Raw genomic sequence first — 13,270 nt, 5'->3', positions numbered from 1 at the left:
TTCCCGATCAGAGCAGAATGTCGGTGTAGAGCTCGGATACATCCGGCTCTGGGTCGTTCTGGGCGAAGTCGGCGCTGTCGGCGACGATATCACGGACATCCTTGTCGATGGCCTTCAATTCGTCTTCGCTTGCCCAGCCCTGCTCCAGAAGCCGTGCCTTGACCTGCTCGATCGGGTCATGTTCGGAGCGCATCTTCTGCACTTCGTCTTTCGAACGGTATTTCGCCGGGTCGGACATGGAGTGACCACGGTAACGGTAGGTCAGCATTTCCAGAATGATCGGACCCTTGCCGGAACGGCAATGTTCCAGCGCCTGATCGGCGGCGGCCTTGACGGCGCGCACATCCATGCCATCCACCTGGATGCCGGGAATGCCGAAGGACTGGCCGCGCAGCGAATAGTTCGACTGGGCGGTGGCGCGGGCGGTGGAGGTGCCCATGGCGTAACGGTTGTTCTCGACGATATAGATGATCGGCAGCTTCCAGAGAGCGGCCATGTTGAAGCTCTCGTAGACCTGGCCCTGGTTGGCGGCGCCGTCACCGAAATAGGTTACGGAGACATTGTCGTTGCCGCGATAGCGGTTGGCGAAAGCGAGACCGGTTCCGAGCGAAACCTGCGCGCCGACAATGCCGTGGCCGCCGTAGAAATGCTTCTCCTTGGAGAACATGTGCATCGAGCCGCCCTTGCCTTTCGACAGGCCGCCCCTGCGGCCGGTCAGCTCGGCCATGACGCCACGCGCGCTCATGCCGAGCGCCAGCATGTGGCCGTGGTCGCGGTAAGCGGTGATAACCTGATCGCCTTCCTTCTGCGACATCTGCATGCCGACGACGACAGCTTCCTGACCGATGTAGAGGTGACAGAAACCACCGATGAAGCCCATGCCATAGAGCTGGCCGGCCTTTTCCTCGAAACGGCGGATGAGCAGCATCTCACGATAAGCGTGAAGCTCTTCTTCCTTCGAGAAGTCCGGGCTGTTCTTGCCGGTGAATTCGGTTGCGGCCTTTGCCGTGGTCTTGCGGCCGGATACGGTCGCTGGTTTTCGCGGCGCCATTCATCCCTCCCTGAGTTGCCGTTTGAATGGATAGAGTGGCGCGTACCATATGCAAGAAAATGCCATGCAGCAATGCTTTAAACGCATGGCACATATTCACGCTAAGATGCTGTGAATAAATCAGAAATGTTAAATTAACTCGATTTCGGTTAATTAGAAATATGTGTTCATGATGACGATTTCGTCCGTGCGGGACATATTCAGCTGGTAACGGGAAATCTCGTCGATCATGTCCCGCTCCAGCGAGCCATCGCTCATCAATTCCACCTGCCGTTCCAGCGCCACACGGGCCTGCGTCAGCTTTGCAAGCTCCGCAGTACGGGTGATACGCTGCCGCTCCAGCCGCTCCGTTGCCTGAAGGCCGAAGTCGCCATGGATCGAATGATAGCCGAAATAGGAAAGAAAAGCGATCGTGATGGCCGGAACGATCAAACGGCCGAATCGTCTCTTTTTATGATGTCTGGTCCACATGCCGGAGAGAAGCCTTAAAACGCATAACGTGAGTCTCGAGACTAAGGCGGATTGTTTAACTATCCGTTGACCTTAAATTCCAATCGGCAGATGGACGCAAAAAAGCCCGCCGGAGGGCGGGCTCAAACTGCTGACGAAGTCCGTCAATCTCTCCTCCGTCATGCTCGGGCCTGTCCCGAGCATCTGCAACGTCTCAAGTTGGTGGGACATTGGCAGATCCTCGGCACAAGGCCGAGGATGACGTCGAATGTGTTGCCAGACCTGTTGTCAACTTCGGTCAGCCGGTCAGCGGGGCTCTACCGCCCCGCGAACACACGTTACCCGCGCAGGATCGAGCGGCCGGCGTAAGCGGCCTGCGGGCCGAGCATTTCCTCGATGCGGATAAGCTGGTTGTACTTTGCGAGCCGGTCGGAACGGGCGAGCGAGCCGGTCTTGATCTGACCGCAGTTCGTGGCGACCGCGAGATCGGCGATGGTGGAATCTTCCGTCTCGCCCGAGCGGTGCGACATGACGGCGGTGTAACCAGCCTTGTGCGCTGTTTCGACCGCATCCAGCGTCTCGGAGAGCGAACCGATCTGGTTGACCTTGACGAGGATGGAGTTTGCAACGCCCATCTTGATGCCGTCGCGAAGACGCGCGGAGTTGGTGACGAAGAGATCGTCGCCGACGAGCTGGCACTTGTTGCCAATAAGATCGGTCAGAGCCTTCCAGCCGTCCCAGTCGTCTTCAGCCATGCCGTCTTCGACGGAGATGATCGGATACTTGGCGACGAGTTCGGCCAGATATTCGGCCTGCTCGATCGGCGAACGGGTCTTGCCTTCGCCTTCATAAACGTAGTTGCCGTTCTTGAAGAATTCGGTTGCGGCACAGTCGAGACCGATGAACATGTCGTCGCCCGGACGGTAGCCAGCCTTTTCGATCGACTTCATGATGAAATCGAGCGCGGCCGGTGCGCTTTCGAGACCCGGTGCGAAACCGCCCTCGTCGCCGACATTGGTGTTGTGGCCCTGTGCCGCCAGTTCTTTCTTCAGCGTATGGAACACTTCAGAACCCATGCGCACGGCTTCGCGGATGTTTTCCGCGCCGACCGGCAGGATCATGAATTCCTGGAAGTCGATGGGGTTATCGGCATGTGCGCCGCCATTGATGATGTTCATCATCGGAACCGGCAGCAGATGTGCGTTCGGGCCGCCGACATAACGGTAAAGCGGCAGGCCGGAGGCTTCGGCGGCAGCCTTGGCGACGGCAAGCGATACGCCGAGGATGGCGTTGGCGCCGATGCGCGACTTGTTCGGCGTGCCGTCGAGCACGATCATCGTCTGGTCGATCTGGATCTGGTTTTCAGCGTCGAAACCGCCGATGGCGTCGAAGATTTCGGTATTGACGGCTTCGACCGCCTTTTCCACGCCCTTGCCGAGATAACGCTTGCCGCCATCGCGCAGCTCAACCGCCTCATGCGCGCCCGTGGAGGCGCCGGAAGGAACGGCGGCGCGGCCCATGGAGCCGTCTTCGAGGTAAACATCGACTTCAACGGTCGGGTTGCCGCGGCTGTCGAGGATTTCGCGCGCGATGATATCGGTAATGGCAGTCATGGTCTCTCCCTTGGGAATGGAACAGATATTTTCCGTCGCCTGTCTTAGACGATGGCGAAGAAATTACAATGACGACGGGCGGCAGAAACGGCCCGCCCGCCATTAAAATCGATTGGCACAGACAGTGCCCGCCGCGCCCCTCAGGCTTTCGTAATGGCGTCGAAGGCGAGGAGCTTTTCCAGCAGTTTCGGCATGTCCTTCAGATGGACCATGTTGGGACCGTCGGACGGTGCATTGTCCGGGTCCTCATGCGTCTCGATGAAAAGCCCGGCGACACCGACCGCAACCGCCGCCCGCGCCAGAGTCCGACGAATTCACGCTGGCCGCCCGTGGAACCGCCCTGCCCGCCCGGCTGCTGAACCGAATGGGTGGCGTCAAAGACAACAGGCGCGCCGAGCGAAGCCATGATCGGCAGCGAGCGCATGTCGGAAACAAGCGTGTTGTAACCGAAGGAGGCGCCGCGCTCGCACAGAAGCACATTCGGATTGCCGCTCTCATTCAGCTTGGCCAGCACGTTCTTCATGTCCCAGGGGGCAAGGAACTGGCCCTTCTTGACATTGATGACGCGGCCGGTTTTCGCGGCGGCGACGAGAAGATCTGTCTGACGGCTGAGAAAGGCCGGAATCTGCAGCACATCCACCACTTCGGACACGATGGCGCATTGTTCTTCGGTGTGAATGTCGGTCAAAACAGGAAAGCCGAATTCCTTCTTGAGATCGGCGAAAACCTGCATGGCGCTCTCAAGGCCGATGCCGCGCTTGCCGGAAAGCGAAGTACGGTTCGCCTTGTCGAAGGACGACTTATAAACGAGCCCGATCCCCAGCTTGTCGCAAAGCTCCTTCAGGACACCGGCGATCATGAAAGCATGTTCCCGGCTTTCCATCTGGCAGGGGCCGGCGATCAGGGAAAATCGCTCGCTATTGGAAAAGGAAACCGAATTGGCGCCGTCGCCGGCGGTGACTTTGAGATTGTTCGTAACGCTCATCATTTTTCCTCGAAGGCGAATGCAACGCCCTGACCGGGCGCGGCGGACACCACCAGACGGCCGCCCGCTTCTGCGCTGGAGACGCCATTAGCAGCAAGCACCGCTTCTGTCACGGCAAGATCGTCAACGGAAAAGACGATGCCTGCGCCGTGCAGTCCATTCGGAGGATTGAGCAGGCTTTCGCTGAAGGCCGGTTTTTGGTTCAGCCTGATGCGCACATTGCCGGTCGTAAAAATAATATCTCCATCTGGAGACATCTCCTCCTCGCAGGCAAATACCGTTTCGATCAGACGGACCGCGTTGGGATCGCCGCCGGAAAACAGAACGATCTCGCTGAGACCGGAAGCACCATTGGCGTGGCGCTCCAGCGCCGCCCGGTCGCTCGGCAAAGCCTGCAATCGCTGGCAGCTGAACAGAAAGAAATCCGAAGCCGCGCCGCTCGCTGCGAAAGCCAGCCGGAATGCCGCCTCACTCTGTGAGCCGTCCGGCATCCGCACGAGCCGTGAAAATTCAAAGATATCGCCCGCCGAGAAGCCGGACGCGGAAAACCTGTCATGATCGGCAATGGCGCTTTCGCTTCTTGCCACCAGGGCCGAAAAACCGTCCTCGCCATGACGCTGCCGAAAGGCACGATCCCTACCGGTGAACACGTCGCCCCTGTTCACCGATTCATTATATTTAGCCGGGTCAGCAATCGCGAGCGGTTCCAGATAGGTGCCGTCCGCGAAGAAAACGCAGGCATTCTGCGTGCCGAAGGGATGGAGGGCCGCCGGAGCGACGGTGAAGCCGAGAAGCTCAAGGCGGTCTTTCGCCACGGCAAGAGACTGTACCGGCAAAACGAGATGATCGACACTATTTCGGTTCGCCATTTTCGAGCCCCTGTGCTGCGCGGCAGGGCGTCAAGCCGAGCCGGTTTGTGCGTGACCAAAGCACAGATGACGCCAGCAATGCAAACGATCAGCTTCGCCGGCCCGGCCCGGTCACGCACCTATGGCTCACCGGCATGCATCGAGACGGTTGATGGCCTCCACGTTTTTCGCCGAAGATCCTTTCGGATCGAAATCCGATGCCAGCCAGGTATCGACGATGGCTTTCGCCAGTTCCGGTCCGATCACGCGGGCGCCCATGGTGATGATCTGGGCGTTGTTGGATTTCGCCGCCCGTTCGGCGGAATAGGTATCATGGGTCAAGGCGGCTCGGATGCCGGGCACCTTATTGGCGGAAATGCAAACGCCGATGCCGGTTCCGCAAAACAAGAGGCCGCGATCGAACTCACCGGCGATGATGCTGCCGGCCACGGCTTCGGCCAGATCGGCATAAAATCCGTCCTGGCTTCGATCCACAACGGTCAGCCCTTGCCTGCCCGAGAGATGGGCGAGCACCGCATCCAGCAGGGGTTTTCCGGCGCTGTCGGCGCCCGCGACAATTCTCATTTCTAAATCTCCCGTTAGTCGCGCGTAAGCCCCGACGGGCTGCGGCCGCTATCTTCTGTTTTCACGATTGCAATCTGGCCTGTGCGCCTTCGGCAAGGCTTCGCAGGATGAGCGCGCAGGAGGTGGCGCCGGCATCGAGAACACCGAGCGAGCGCTCGCCGAGACGGCTGGCGCGGCCGATCTTCGCCACGAGATTGATGGTCGAATCCCTGCCGGTTTCGGCGGCGGCCACAAGGGCTGCGGCGGCATCGTGGAATGACGCGCCCGAGGCGGTGGCGGTGTCGAATGCCGTAACGGCCGGCACCAGCGTATCCAGCAGCGTCTTGTCGCCCACCTTGGCCGAACCGATGGAACTGACGCCTTCGAGGCCGGCATGCAGCATTCTGCTGAAGGACGGTGCATCGATAATCTCGGCATTTTCGATTTTTTCGGCGAATTCCGTAAACATCACTCCATAAAGAGGCCCCATGGAGCCGCCGATTTCCGTCATCAGGATCGTGCCGAGCGTATCGAGCGCCTTGGCAAGCGAGGCGTCCTGCCCTCTCAGCCGGTCTGCGGCCATGCCGAATCCCTTGGCCATGTTCACGCCATGGTCGCCATCGCCGATCTTGCCGTCGATCTCGCTGAGATAGGCGCGGTTTTCGATGATCCTTTCGGCCATGGAGAGAACGATATCGCCGGCCTTGGCGTTCTGAAAAGACTGCATGAATTTTCTCCTCACAGCATAACGGTGCAAAGCGCCTCGGCATCGAGCAGCGGTTTCAGCTCGTCATCCAGCGCCATCACGGTCAAAGTCGCGCCCACCATCTCAAGCGACGTGAAATAGTTGCCGATATAGGTTTTGTGGATTTTCAGGCCACGCGCCGAAATCTCGGATTCTATCGTGTCGTTGAGGATGTAGAGTTCGTTGACGGGCGTCGCGCCAAGGCCGGAGACCAGCACCGCCACCTCGCTGCCAGCCGGCAGGTTGTGATCGTCGAGCACGATCTTGCACATGTCCTTCGCCACCTCAGCAGCGGATTTCAGCTTCTCGACGCGAACGCCGGGTTCGCCATGGTGGCCTATTCCCACTTCCATCGCGCCCGGTTCGATCTGAAAGTTGGGATGGCCGACCGCCGGCAGGGTGCAGGGGCCGAGACCGACGCCGATGGAGCGGCAATTGTCGATGGCCTTCTGGGCGGTGGCGCGCACCTCCTCCAGCGAAGCGCCGCCTGCCGCCTTGGCGCCGCCGATCTTCCACATGAAGATTTCGCCGGCGACACCGCGGCGTTTCTCACGCTCCTCGGGAGCGGCGGAACACACATCGTCATTGGCGACCACGGTGGCGATCTCGATGCCGTCTTTGGCGGCGAGCTTTGTCGCCATCTTCACATTCATATTGTCGCCGGCATAGTTGCCGTAGAGCACGATCACACCCCTGCCGCCATTGGCCTCGCGGATCGCATCGTGAAAGCTCTTGGCCGTGGGTGATGAAAACAATTCGCCGACGGCGACGGCATCCAGCATGTTGCGGCCGGTGTAGCCGATAAAGGCCGGCTCATGCCCGGAGCCGCCGCCCGTGACCACGCCGACCTTGCCGGCGACCGGCGCGCCCCTGGCAACGACGACACGTGGATTCTCCGCAAGGCGCACGATGTCGCGATGGGCCTTGACGAAGCCTTTCACCGTATCCTCGACCACCTCGTCGGGGTTATTCACAAATCTCTGCATTATTCTCCTCCTTTATGCCGTCTACGCCAGCCCCTACCGCTTCTCGGGCCGCTTCTCAGGCCGCCTCTCAGGCGACAGCGGCCGAGCTTGCGGCTCCACCCCCGGCCAATCCTCTTTTGACCGCACTAAGCGAAACCGTCAGAGCCTGCTCTATTTCCCGAAGCGATGCGGGGCTGATACGTCTTACCGGCTGGGCATCCGCGCGGCGGTGAAGGCGCGCTGGAAACTCGATGCTGATCGGCATCTCCGGCTTTTTGGCAATCTCACCGAGCAGCTTGCCGCAATCGATATCGCCCTCGCCCACCGGCACGAAAAACCAGCCTTCGGGCGTGCGTTTCACATCCTTGATATGGGCGTGAACCGAGGCGGGCAGCGCCGCCACCGCGTCATCGGCAAAATTTTTGAGTTGCGGACGATGGGACGCGGTGTTGGCAGCGTCATAATTCAGCCCCAGCCATGGGGAACCGAAACGACGCGTGAGAGCGATGCCCTCCTGCGCGATGTTGAAAAGGTTGTCGCTGCCGTCGCCGGGATTTTCCAGCCCGATCACGATGCCGAAGGCTTCGGCACGGCGCAGAAGTATCTCGATATTGCGCAGGAACCGGTCTTCGCGCTGCCGGGCCGATGCATTGGTGGCGATTACCTTCGCGCCGATTCCCGCCGCAAAAGCCATTCTACCGGTGAAAATTTCAACGGAATCGTCCAGCCCAAGATCGATATGCGACGACATGGCATGGCAGCCGAGCCCGGCATCATCAAGCGAGCGGCGCCATGAGGCCATTTCAGCCGGCAGGAACGCGCTTTCGTCGAATGGTTCGGTGTAACCGACGATAAAGGCAGGCTCCACATGGCGAAAACCGATCCTGGCGATGCTTTCCAGCATCTCCTCACGCCCATAGCCGTCATATGGCGCGCCGGACGCCGATATGATGCGATCTTTCATGCAATCCTCCCATTGAGCCACAGCCGAAGGGACGATGCCGATCACGCTGCAACCTCATTATTCCGACCGGAAAATGACGGAGAGGTCCGCTCGTGAGCAAGCGGAAAAAATTAACGCGTCAGTGAATTCAATTCACGTAACAGCCGCATTCCTATTCAAATGCAGGATCCTGAAGATCTTCGATCAGCCAGTCGGCAAACCGTCTCGCCAGTCTGCGCTGGCTGCCGGATTTGGGATAGGCGAGATAATGGCCGACATAGTGAAGGTCCTGCGTCGCGCCGCTCAGGGGCGCGACCAGCCGCCCGGATTTTATCTCGCGATGGGCAAGGCGTGTCGATTCCAGCGCCACACCGACGCCATTGGCGGCGGCATCGATCGCCAGGAAACTGCGGTCGAAACTCATGGCCTGAATGGGCGGCTTGCCGAGCCCATTGGCCTCGAACCAGTCCGGCCATTGCAGACGTTTGTTGTCGCTTCGAATAAGCAATTGCCGGTTCAAATCCCGGGGTGTCCTGATCTCGTCCGCGAGCGCCGGCGAGCACAGCGGCGTGACACGCTCGCTGCCCAGCGGAATGATGATGAGATCGTCTCCCTGCGGTTCGCCATAGATGATATCGGCATCGAATTCACCATCGACGAAACGCACATAGGCCGTGCTGGCCGCCAGCCGCACCTCAATGCCCGGATTGGCGTTCAAGAATTGCGGCAGGCGCGGAGACAATACCTGCGCCGCATAGCTGGGCGCACAATGCAGGCGCAGAAGATGGGAGCGGTTGGAGGACACCACCTCGATGCCCTGCCGCAACTCCTCGAAGGCGTTCGATGCATGTGTCAGAAGCGTCTGCCCCGCCGCCGTCAGGCGCACGGTTCGCGTGGTGCGCTCGAAAAGCGGCGTGCCGAGCACCCTTTCGAGCTTGACGATAGCATGGCTGACGGCGCTCGCCGACAGGTTGAGCTCATCGGCAGCGGCCCGGAATGAGCCGAGCCGGGCGGCGGATTCGAAGGCGCGGATGGAGGTGAGTGAAATGCCGTTCAACATTCGATTACTGAAGCAGATTCATGAGATGATGTAAACTTCGCGTTTGAAGCGCCCTCTGCCCATCTGCAATATCGAGGCTGCATTCGTCGCAGGACGGGATGCGGCGGCAGGTCGGGAGCACCGCCGTCAAGCGTATGGAGCCGGCCCGCCCGGCTTGGGAGGATTGCTTATGTTGTTGAATGGAAAGACCGCGGTTATTTCAGGCGCCGCCAGCAAGCGTGGCATCGGCCGCGCGACGGCGGAACTTTTCGCCCGCCACGGCGCCCGCGTCGCCATCGTGGATCTGGATGAAGCCGGCAGCATCGAAGCCGCGGCCTCGCTTGAAAAAGTGGATGGCGGCGAGCATCTCGGCGTCGGCGGCAATGTGGCGGATCGCGCCTCCTGCGAGGCGGCCGCGCAAAAAGTCATCGCCGCTTTCGGCAAGATCGATATCCTCATCAATAATGCCGGCATTACCCAGCCGGTGAAGACGCTCGACATTACCGGCGCAGACTGGCAGCGCATCGTCGATGTCAACATGACCGGTGTGCTGAATTTCAGCCAGGCCTTCATTCCCAATATGCGCGACAATGGCGGCGGCTCGATTGCCTGCATGTCGTCGGTCTCCGCACAGCGTGGCGGCGGCATTTTCGGCGGGCCGCATTATTCGGCGGCCAAGGCGGGCGTTCTCGGTCTCGCAAAGGCCATGGCGCGTGAATTCGGACCCGACGGCATTCGCGTCAACTCCGTCACTCCCGGCCTGATCCAGACCGACATTACCGGCGGCAAGCTGACCGACGACATGCGCCGCGACATTCTCAAGGGCATTCCGCTCAACCGTCTCGGCGACGCCATCGATGTCGCCAATATCTATCTCTTCCTCGCCTCGGACCTCTCCTCCTACGTCACCGGTGCGGTTGTCGATGTGAATGGCGGAATGCTCATTCACTGAAAACCACCTGTCGAAGCCGGTAAACCGGCTTCGATTTTTCTGACCGGGAGGAGGAAACCATGGCTCAGGGATATCGGCACGCAGATGCAACCGGGGAAGCGGCGCTGGCGAATGTATCGCTGGCGGAACGCGCCTGGCGCATCCGGCGCAACGCCCTTTTGATGGGTGAGGTGCAGGGACAGGGTTATGTCGGCCAGGCGCTCGGCATTGCCGATGTTCTGGCGGTGGCCTGGTTTCACACCATGCGTTACCGGGCGGACGATCCGCACTGGGAAGGCCGCGACCGGTTTCTGCTCTCCATCGGCCATTATGCGATTGCACTTTACGCAGCGCTCATCGAGGCGGGCGTTATCCCGGAAGACGAGCTGGAGACCTATGGCTGCGACGGGTCGCGCCTGCCCATGTCCGGCATGGCCTCCTATACGCCGGGCATGGAAATCACCGGCGGATCGCTCGGCCATGGGCTTGGTATTGCGGTGGGCATGGCTCTTGGCCTCAAACGCAAGAATTCCGACCGGTTCATCATCAACCTGATGTCGGATGGCGAGCTTGGCGAAGGCTCCACCTGGGAAGCCGCCATGGGCGCATCCCATCACAGGCTCGGCAATCTCATCAATCTTGTGGATTTCAACAATCAGCAGGCGGACGGCCCTTCCCGCGAGATGCTGTCCTCCGAACCTGTGGACGCCAAATTCGCGGCCTTCGGCTGGCATGTGCAGCGCGTGGACGGCAACGATATCGACAAGGTTCGAGATGCCTTCGATATCGCCATGTCACTTACCGATGACAGGCCGCGCGCCATCATTTTCGATACCCGGATGGGCCGCGGCGTGCCCTTTCTCGAAAACCGCGAAATCACCCATTTCATTCGCGTGGAAGCGCATGAATGGAAGCTGGCGCTCGACGCCCTTGAAGAAGGACGGCCGCAATGAGTGCAGCAGCCCCGCAGAAGCGCCTCACCACATCGGCGATGATCGCCTCCATCGCCGCCGAAGGCCAGCCGACACGCCCTGCTCCCTTCGGTCACGCTCTCGTTCAGCTGGCGAAGGAACGCGAGGATATTGTCGGCCTCACCGCCGATCTCGGCAAATATACCGACCTGCATATTTTCGCCAAAGCCTTTCCCGAGCGCTTTTATCAGATGGGCATGGCAGAGCAGCTTTTGATGAGCACTGCGGCCGGTCTGGCGCGCGAAGGTTTCGTGCCCTTTGCGACCACCTATGCGGTCTTTGCCGCCCGCCGCGCCTATGATTTCATCGCGATGGCAATTGCCGAGGAAAACCTGCCGGTGAAGATCGTCTGCGCCCTGCCCGGCCTGACGACGGGTTACGGCCCCAGCCATCAGGCGACCGACGATCTGGCGATTTTTCGCGCGCTGCCGAACATGACGATCATCGACCCATGCGATGCGACCGACATAGAAGGCGCTGTGCCGGCGATTACGGATTATAATGGCCCCGTCTATATGCGCCTGCTGCGCGGCCAGGTGCCGGTGGTGCTCGAAGAATATGGCTATCGGTTCGAACTCGGCAAGGCGAAGCTTATCCGCGATGGTGCGCAGGTCCTTTTCATATCGTCCGGCATATTGACGATGCGGGTTCTCGAAGCGGCTGCCCTGCTTGAAAAGGAGCGCGTCGGCTGCGCCGTGCTGCATTCCCCCACCATCAAGCCGCTCGATACCGCCTCGATCTTCGCGGAAGTGGACCGGGCGGATCGTCTGGTCATCGTGGCGGAAAACCACAGCGAAATCGGCGGGCTTGGAGAGGCTGTGGCAATGGCGCTGATGAAAAGCGGCCGTGCGCCGCGCCTGCGGCAGATCGCCCTGCCCGACGCCTTTCTGGATGCAGGTGCGCTGCCCACCCTGCATGACCGCTACGGCATCTCGACGGCGATGATCGTGGCGCGCGCAAGGGCGTGGCTGGAGAATGAAAGTTTTGAAGTACCGCGCGGTTCGGTCTAAAGGCTGAAGCTCAGACATGGTGCGGAATCAGCCGGAGGGAGCCGGCGGTTTCAAGGGAGTGGAGCGCGTTATCCGCGTGTTCGGACAACGCCGAGGGTGTTTAAATCCAGGGAGGAGAAAAATGAGTATTTCCATCAACAGGCGTATGTTCCTGACCGGTACCGGACTGGCACTGGCGGCGCCGGCCATTCTGACGACGGCCCGCAACGCCCGGGCCGCCACGACGCTGACGCTCGGCCACGGGGCTGCGCCGGGCAATCCGCGCACGCTCGCGGCCGCGAAATTCGCGGAACTCGTTGCCCAGAAAACCGAAGGCCGCGTGGCGATCAATGTCGCCGGTTCGGAAACGCTTGGCAGCGACGCCGCCATGCTGACCAGCCTGCGCACCGGGGCGCTGGATTTCACCGCCAACAGCCAGGGTCCGGTTTCGAGCGTTGTTCCTGAACTTGCGGCGCTCGGCCTGCCTTTCCTGTTCAGCAACGCCGATCAGGCGATCAAGGTGCTAGAGGGCGATGTCGGCGCATCGCTCGATGCGCGCTTCCAGAAGGTCGGCATCGTGCCGCTCGACTGGTGGGACAACGGCATCCGCCATGTCTCCAACTCCAAACACGCCATCACCAAGCCGCAGGACGTCGCGGGCCTGAAAATCCGTACCCCCGCCGACCCGATGACCATGGATATTTTCAAGGCGCTGGATGCGGCGACGGTTCAGATCGCCTTCGGCGAACTCTACATCGCGCTTCAGCAGGGCGTGGTGGACGGGCAGGAAAATCCGCTCGTAAATATCGAAAGCTCCAAGCTTTACGAGGTCAACAAACATATCAGCCTCACCGCCCATAAATGGGAGTCCACCCCGTTCCTGATGTCCAAATTCGCCGAGGGGCGGCTGGGCAAGGATTTCGAGGCGGTCAAGGCGGCTGCGAAGGAGGCCGGAGCGCTTCAGCGCAAACTTTCGGCGGAAAAGGCAAGCGCGTCTCTGGCCGCCTTCAAGGCCAATGCCGCCATCGAGGTGGTGGAAGACATCGACCACGCCGCTTTCGCGAAAGCGACCGCGCAGGTGCTGGAGACATGGAAGCAGAAGCCCTTCGGCGATTTCGTCGCCGAGCTGGAAAAGGCCGCCAAGGGCTGACGATCAGGATGCCGGGCCGGTTCATG

Annotated in this window: 13 protein-coding genes and 1 pseudogene; 4 read left to right on the top strand and 10 right to left on the bottom strand. The window is 60.5% G+C overall.

Going from position 1 to position 13,270, the window contains the following annotated elements:
- Nucleotides 1-7: 7 nt before the first annotated feature.
- The 10 genes and pseudogenes from pdhA to L901_RS01885 form a co-directional block, all read right to left on the bottom strand.
- The gene (gene pdhA / locus L901_RS01930; protein WP_003521366.1) at nt 8-1,051 is read right to left on the bottom strand and encodes a pyruvate dehydrogenase (acetyl-transferring) E1 component subunit alpha; all 1,044 of its coding nucleotides are present in this window, start codon (nt 1,049-1,051) and stop codon (nt 8-10) included.
- Between the two features lie 153 nt (nt 1,052-1,204).
- Nucleotides 1,205-1,522 (bottom strand): septum formation initiator family protein, encoded by a 318-nt coding sequence (locus L901_RS01925; protein WP_003502598.1) that lies wholly within the window; start codon nt 1,520-1,522, stop codon nt 1,205-1,207.
- A gap of 317 nt (nt 1,523-1,839) precedes the next feature.
- Nucleotides 1,840-3,114, bottom strand: a complete 1,275-nt coding sequence (gene eno, locus L901_RS01920; protein ID WP_059752841.1) for a phosphopyruvate hydratase — start codon at nt 3,112-3,114, stop codon at nt 1,840-1,842.
- Nucleotides 3,115-3,254: 140 nt separating this feature from the next.
- Nucleotides 3,255-4,099: pseudogene (kdsA, locus tag L901_RS01915) on the bottom strand (3-deoxy-8-phosphooctulonate synthase).
- Nucleotides 4,099-4,968, bottom strand: a complete 870-nt coding sequence (locus L901_RS01910) for a VOC family protein (RefSeq protein ID WP_059752839.1) — start codon at nt 4,966-4,968, stop codon at nt 4,099-4,101. The pseudogene kdsA and the gene L901_RS01910 overlap by 1 nt, the downstream one beginning before the upstream one ends.
- 126 nt (nt 4,969-5,094) lie before the next feature.
- Entirely contained in the window at nt 5,095-5,532 is a 438-nt protein-coding gene (locus tag L901_RS01905; protein WP_003521371.1) for an RpiB/LacA/LacB family sugar-phosphate isomerase, read from the bottom strand.
- Between the two features lie 61 nt (nt 5,533-5,593).
- Entirely contained in the window at nt 5,594-6,238 is a 645-nt protein-coding gene (gene dhaL, locus L901_RS01900; protein WP_059752837.1) for a dihydroxyacetone kinase subunit DhaL, read from the bottom strand.
- An 11-nt stretch (nt 6,239-6,249) separates the two neighbouring features.
- Entirely contained in the window at nt 6,250-7,242 is a 993-nt protein-coding gene (locus L901_RS01895; protein ID WP_059752835.1) for a dihydroxyacetone kinase subunit DhaK, read from the bottom strand.
- A 67-nt stretch (nt 7,243-7,309) separates the two neighbouring features.
- Nucleotides 7,310-8,185, bottom strand: coding sequence for a sugar phosphate isomerase/epimerase (locus L901_RS01890; RefSeq protein ID WP_059752832.1), 876 nt, complete (start codon nt 8,183-8,185; stop codon nt 7,310-7,312).
- Between the two features lie 151 nt (nt 8,186-8,336).
- Entirely contained in the window at nt 8,337-9,224 is an 888-nt protein-coding gene (locus tag L901_RS01885; protein WP_035262423.1) for a LysR substrate-binding domain-containing protein, read from the bottom strand.
- 169 nt (nt 9,225-9,393) lie between these two features.
- Here L901_RS01885 and L901_RS01880 point away from each other — a divergent pair, with 169 nt between their 5' ends.
- The 4 genes from L901_RS01880 (at nt 9,394) to L901_RS01865 (ending at nt 13,244) form a co-directional block, all read left to right on the top strand.
- Nucleotides 9,394-10,155 carry an SDR family NAD(P)-dependent oxidoreductase gene (locus tag L901_RS01880; protein ID WP_035262426.1) on the top strand — a complete coding sequence of 254 codons (762 nt, stop codon included), beginning with the start codon at nt 9,394-9,396 and terminating at the stop codon, nt 10,153-10,155.
- 59 nt (nt 10,156-10,214) lie between these two features.
- Nucleotides 10,215-11,087, top strand: a complete 873-nt coding sequence (locus tag L901_RS01875; protein ID WP_059752830.1) for a transketolase — start codon at nt 10,215-10,217, stop codon at nt 11,085-11,087.
- Nucleotides 11,084-12,115, top strand: a complete 1,032-nt coding sequence (locus L901_RS01870; protein WP_059752827.1) for a transketolase family protein — start codon at nt 11,084-11,086, stop codon at nt 12,113-12,115. Before L901_RS01875 ends, L901_RS01870 begins: the two co-directional genes overlap by 4 nt.
- Before the next feature lie 121 nt (nt 12,116-12,236).
- Nucleotides 12,237-13,244 (top strand): TRAP transporter substrate-binding protein, encoded by a 1,008-nt coding sequence (locus L901_RS01865; RefSeq protein ID WP_059752824.1) that lies wholly within the window; start codon nt 12,237-12,239, stop codon nt 13,242-13,244.
- The last annotated feature ends 26 nt before the right edge of the window (nt 13,245-13,270 follow it).

Source organism: Agrobacterium sp. D14 (assembly GCF_001526505.1).
Taxonomy (GTDB): domain Bacteria; phylum Pseudomonadota; class Alphaproteobacteria; order Rhizobiales; family Rhizobiaceae; genus Agrobacterium; species Agrobacterium leguminum.
Note: the sequence above shows the minus strand (reverse complement) of the source record. Positions and strands in the feature narration are given on the sequence as shown.

What these genes read in the sequence shown, in the direction of transcription:
- L901_RS01925 (WP_003502598.1), bottom strand. Translation starts at nt 1,522, where the DNA reads ATGTGGACCAGACATCATAAAAAGAGACGATTCGGCCGTTTGATCGTT.
- L901_RS01880 (WP_035262426.1), top strand. Translation starts at nt 9,394, where the DNA reads ATGTTGTTGAATGGAAAGACCGCGGTTATTTCAGGCGCCGCCAGCAAG.
- L901_RS01865 (WP_059752824.1), top strand. Translation starts at nt 12,237, where the DNA reads ATGAGTATTTCCATCAACAGGCGTATGTTCCTGACCGGTACCGGACTG.
- L901_RS01885 (WP_035262423.1), bottom strand. Translation starts at nt 9,224, where the DNA reads ATGTTGAACGGCATTTCACTCACCTCCATCCGCGCCTTCGAATCCGCC.
- dhaL (WP_059752837.1), bottom strand. Translation starts at nt 6,238, where the DNA reads ATGCAGTCTTTTCAGAACGCCAAGGCCGGCGATATCGTTCTCTCCATG.
- L901_RS01905 (WP_003521371.1), bottom strand. Translation starts at nt 5,532, where the DNA reads ATGAGAATTGTCGCGGGCGCCGACAGCGCCGGAAAACCCCTGCTGGAT.
- L901_RS01895 (WP_059752835.1), bottom strand. Translation starts at nt 7,242, where the DNA reads ATGCAGAGATTTGTGAATAACCCCGACGAGGTGGTCGAGGATACGGTG.
- L901_RS01910 (WP_059752839.1), bottom strand. Translation starts at nt 4,968, where the DNA reads ATGGCGAACCGAAATAGTGTCGATCATCTCGTTTTGCCGGTACAGTCT.
- L901_RS01875 (WP_059752830.1), top strand. Translation starts at nt 10,215, where the DNA reads ATGGCTCAGGGATATCGGCACGCAGATGCAACCGGGGAAGCGGCGCTG.
- pdhA (WP_003521366.1), bottom strand. Translation starts at nt 1,051, where the DNA reads ATGGCGCCGCGAAAACCAGCGACCGTATCCGGCCGCAAGACCACGGCA.
- eno (WP_059752841.1), bottom strand. Translation starts at nt 3,114, where the DNA reads ATGACTGCCATTACCGATATCATCGCGCGCGAAATCCTCGACAGCCGC.
- L901_RS01890 (WP_059752832.1), bottom strand. Translation starts at nt 8,185, where the DNA reads ATGAAAGATCGCATCATATCGGCGTCCGGCGCGCCATATGACGGCTAT.
- L901_RS01870 (WP_059752827.1), top strand. Translation starts at nt 11,084, where the DNA reads ATGAGTGCAGCAGCCCCGCAGAAGCGCCTCACCACATCGGCGATGATC.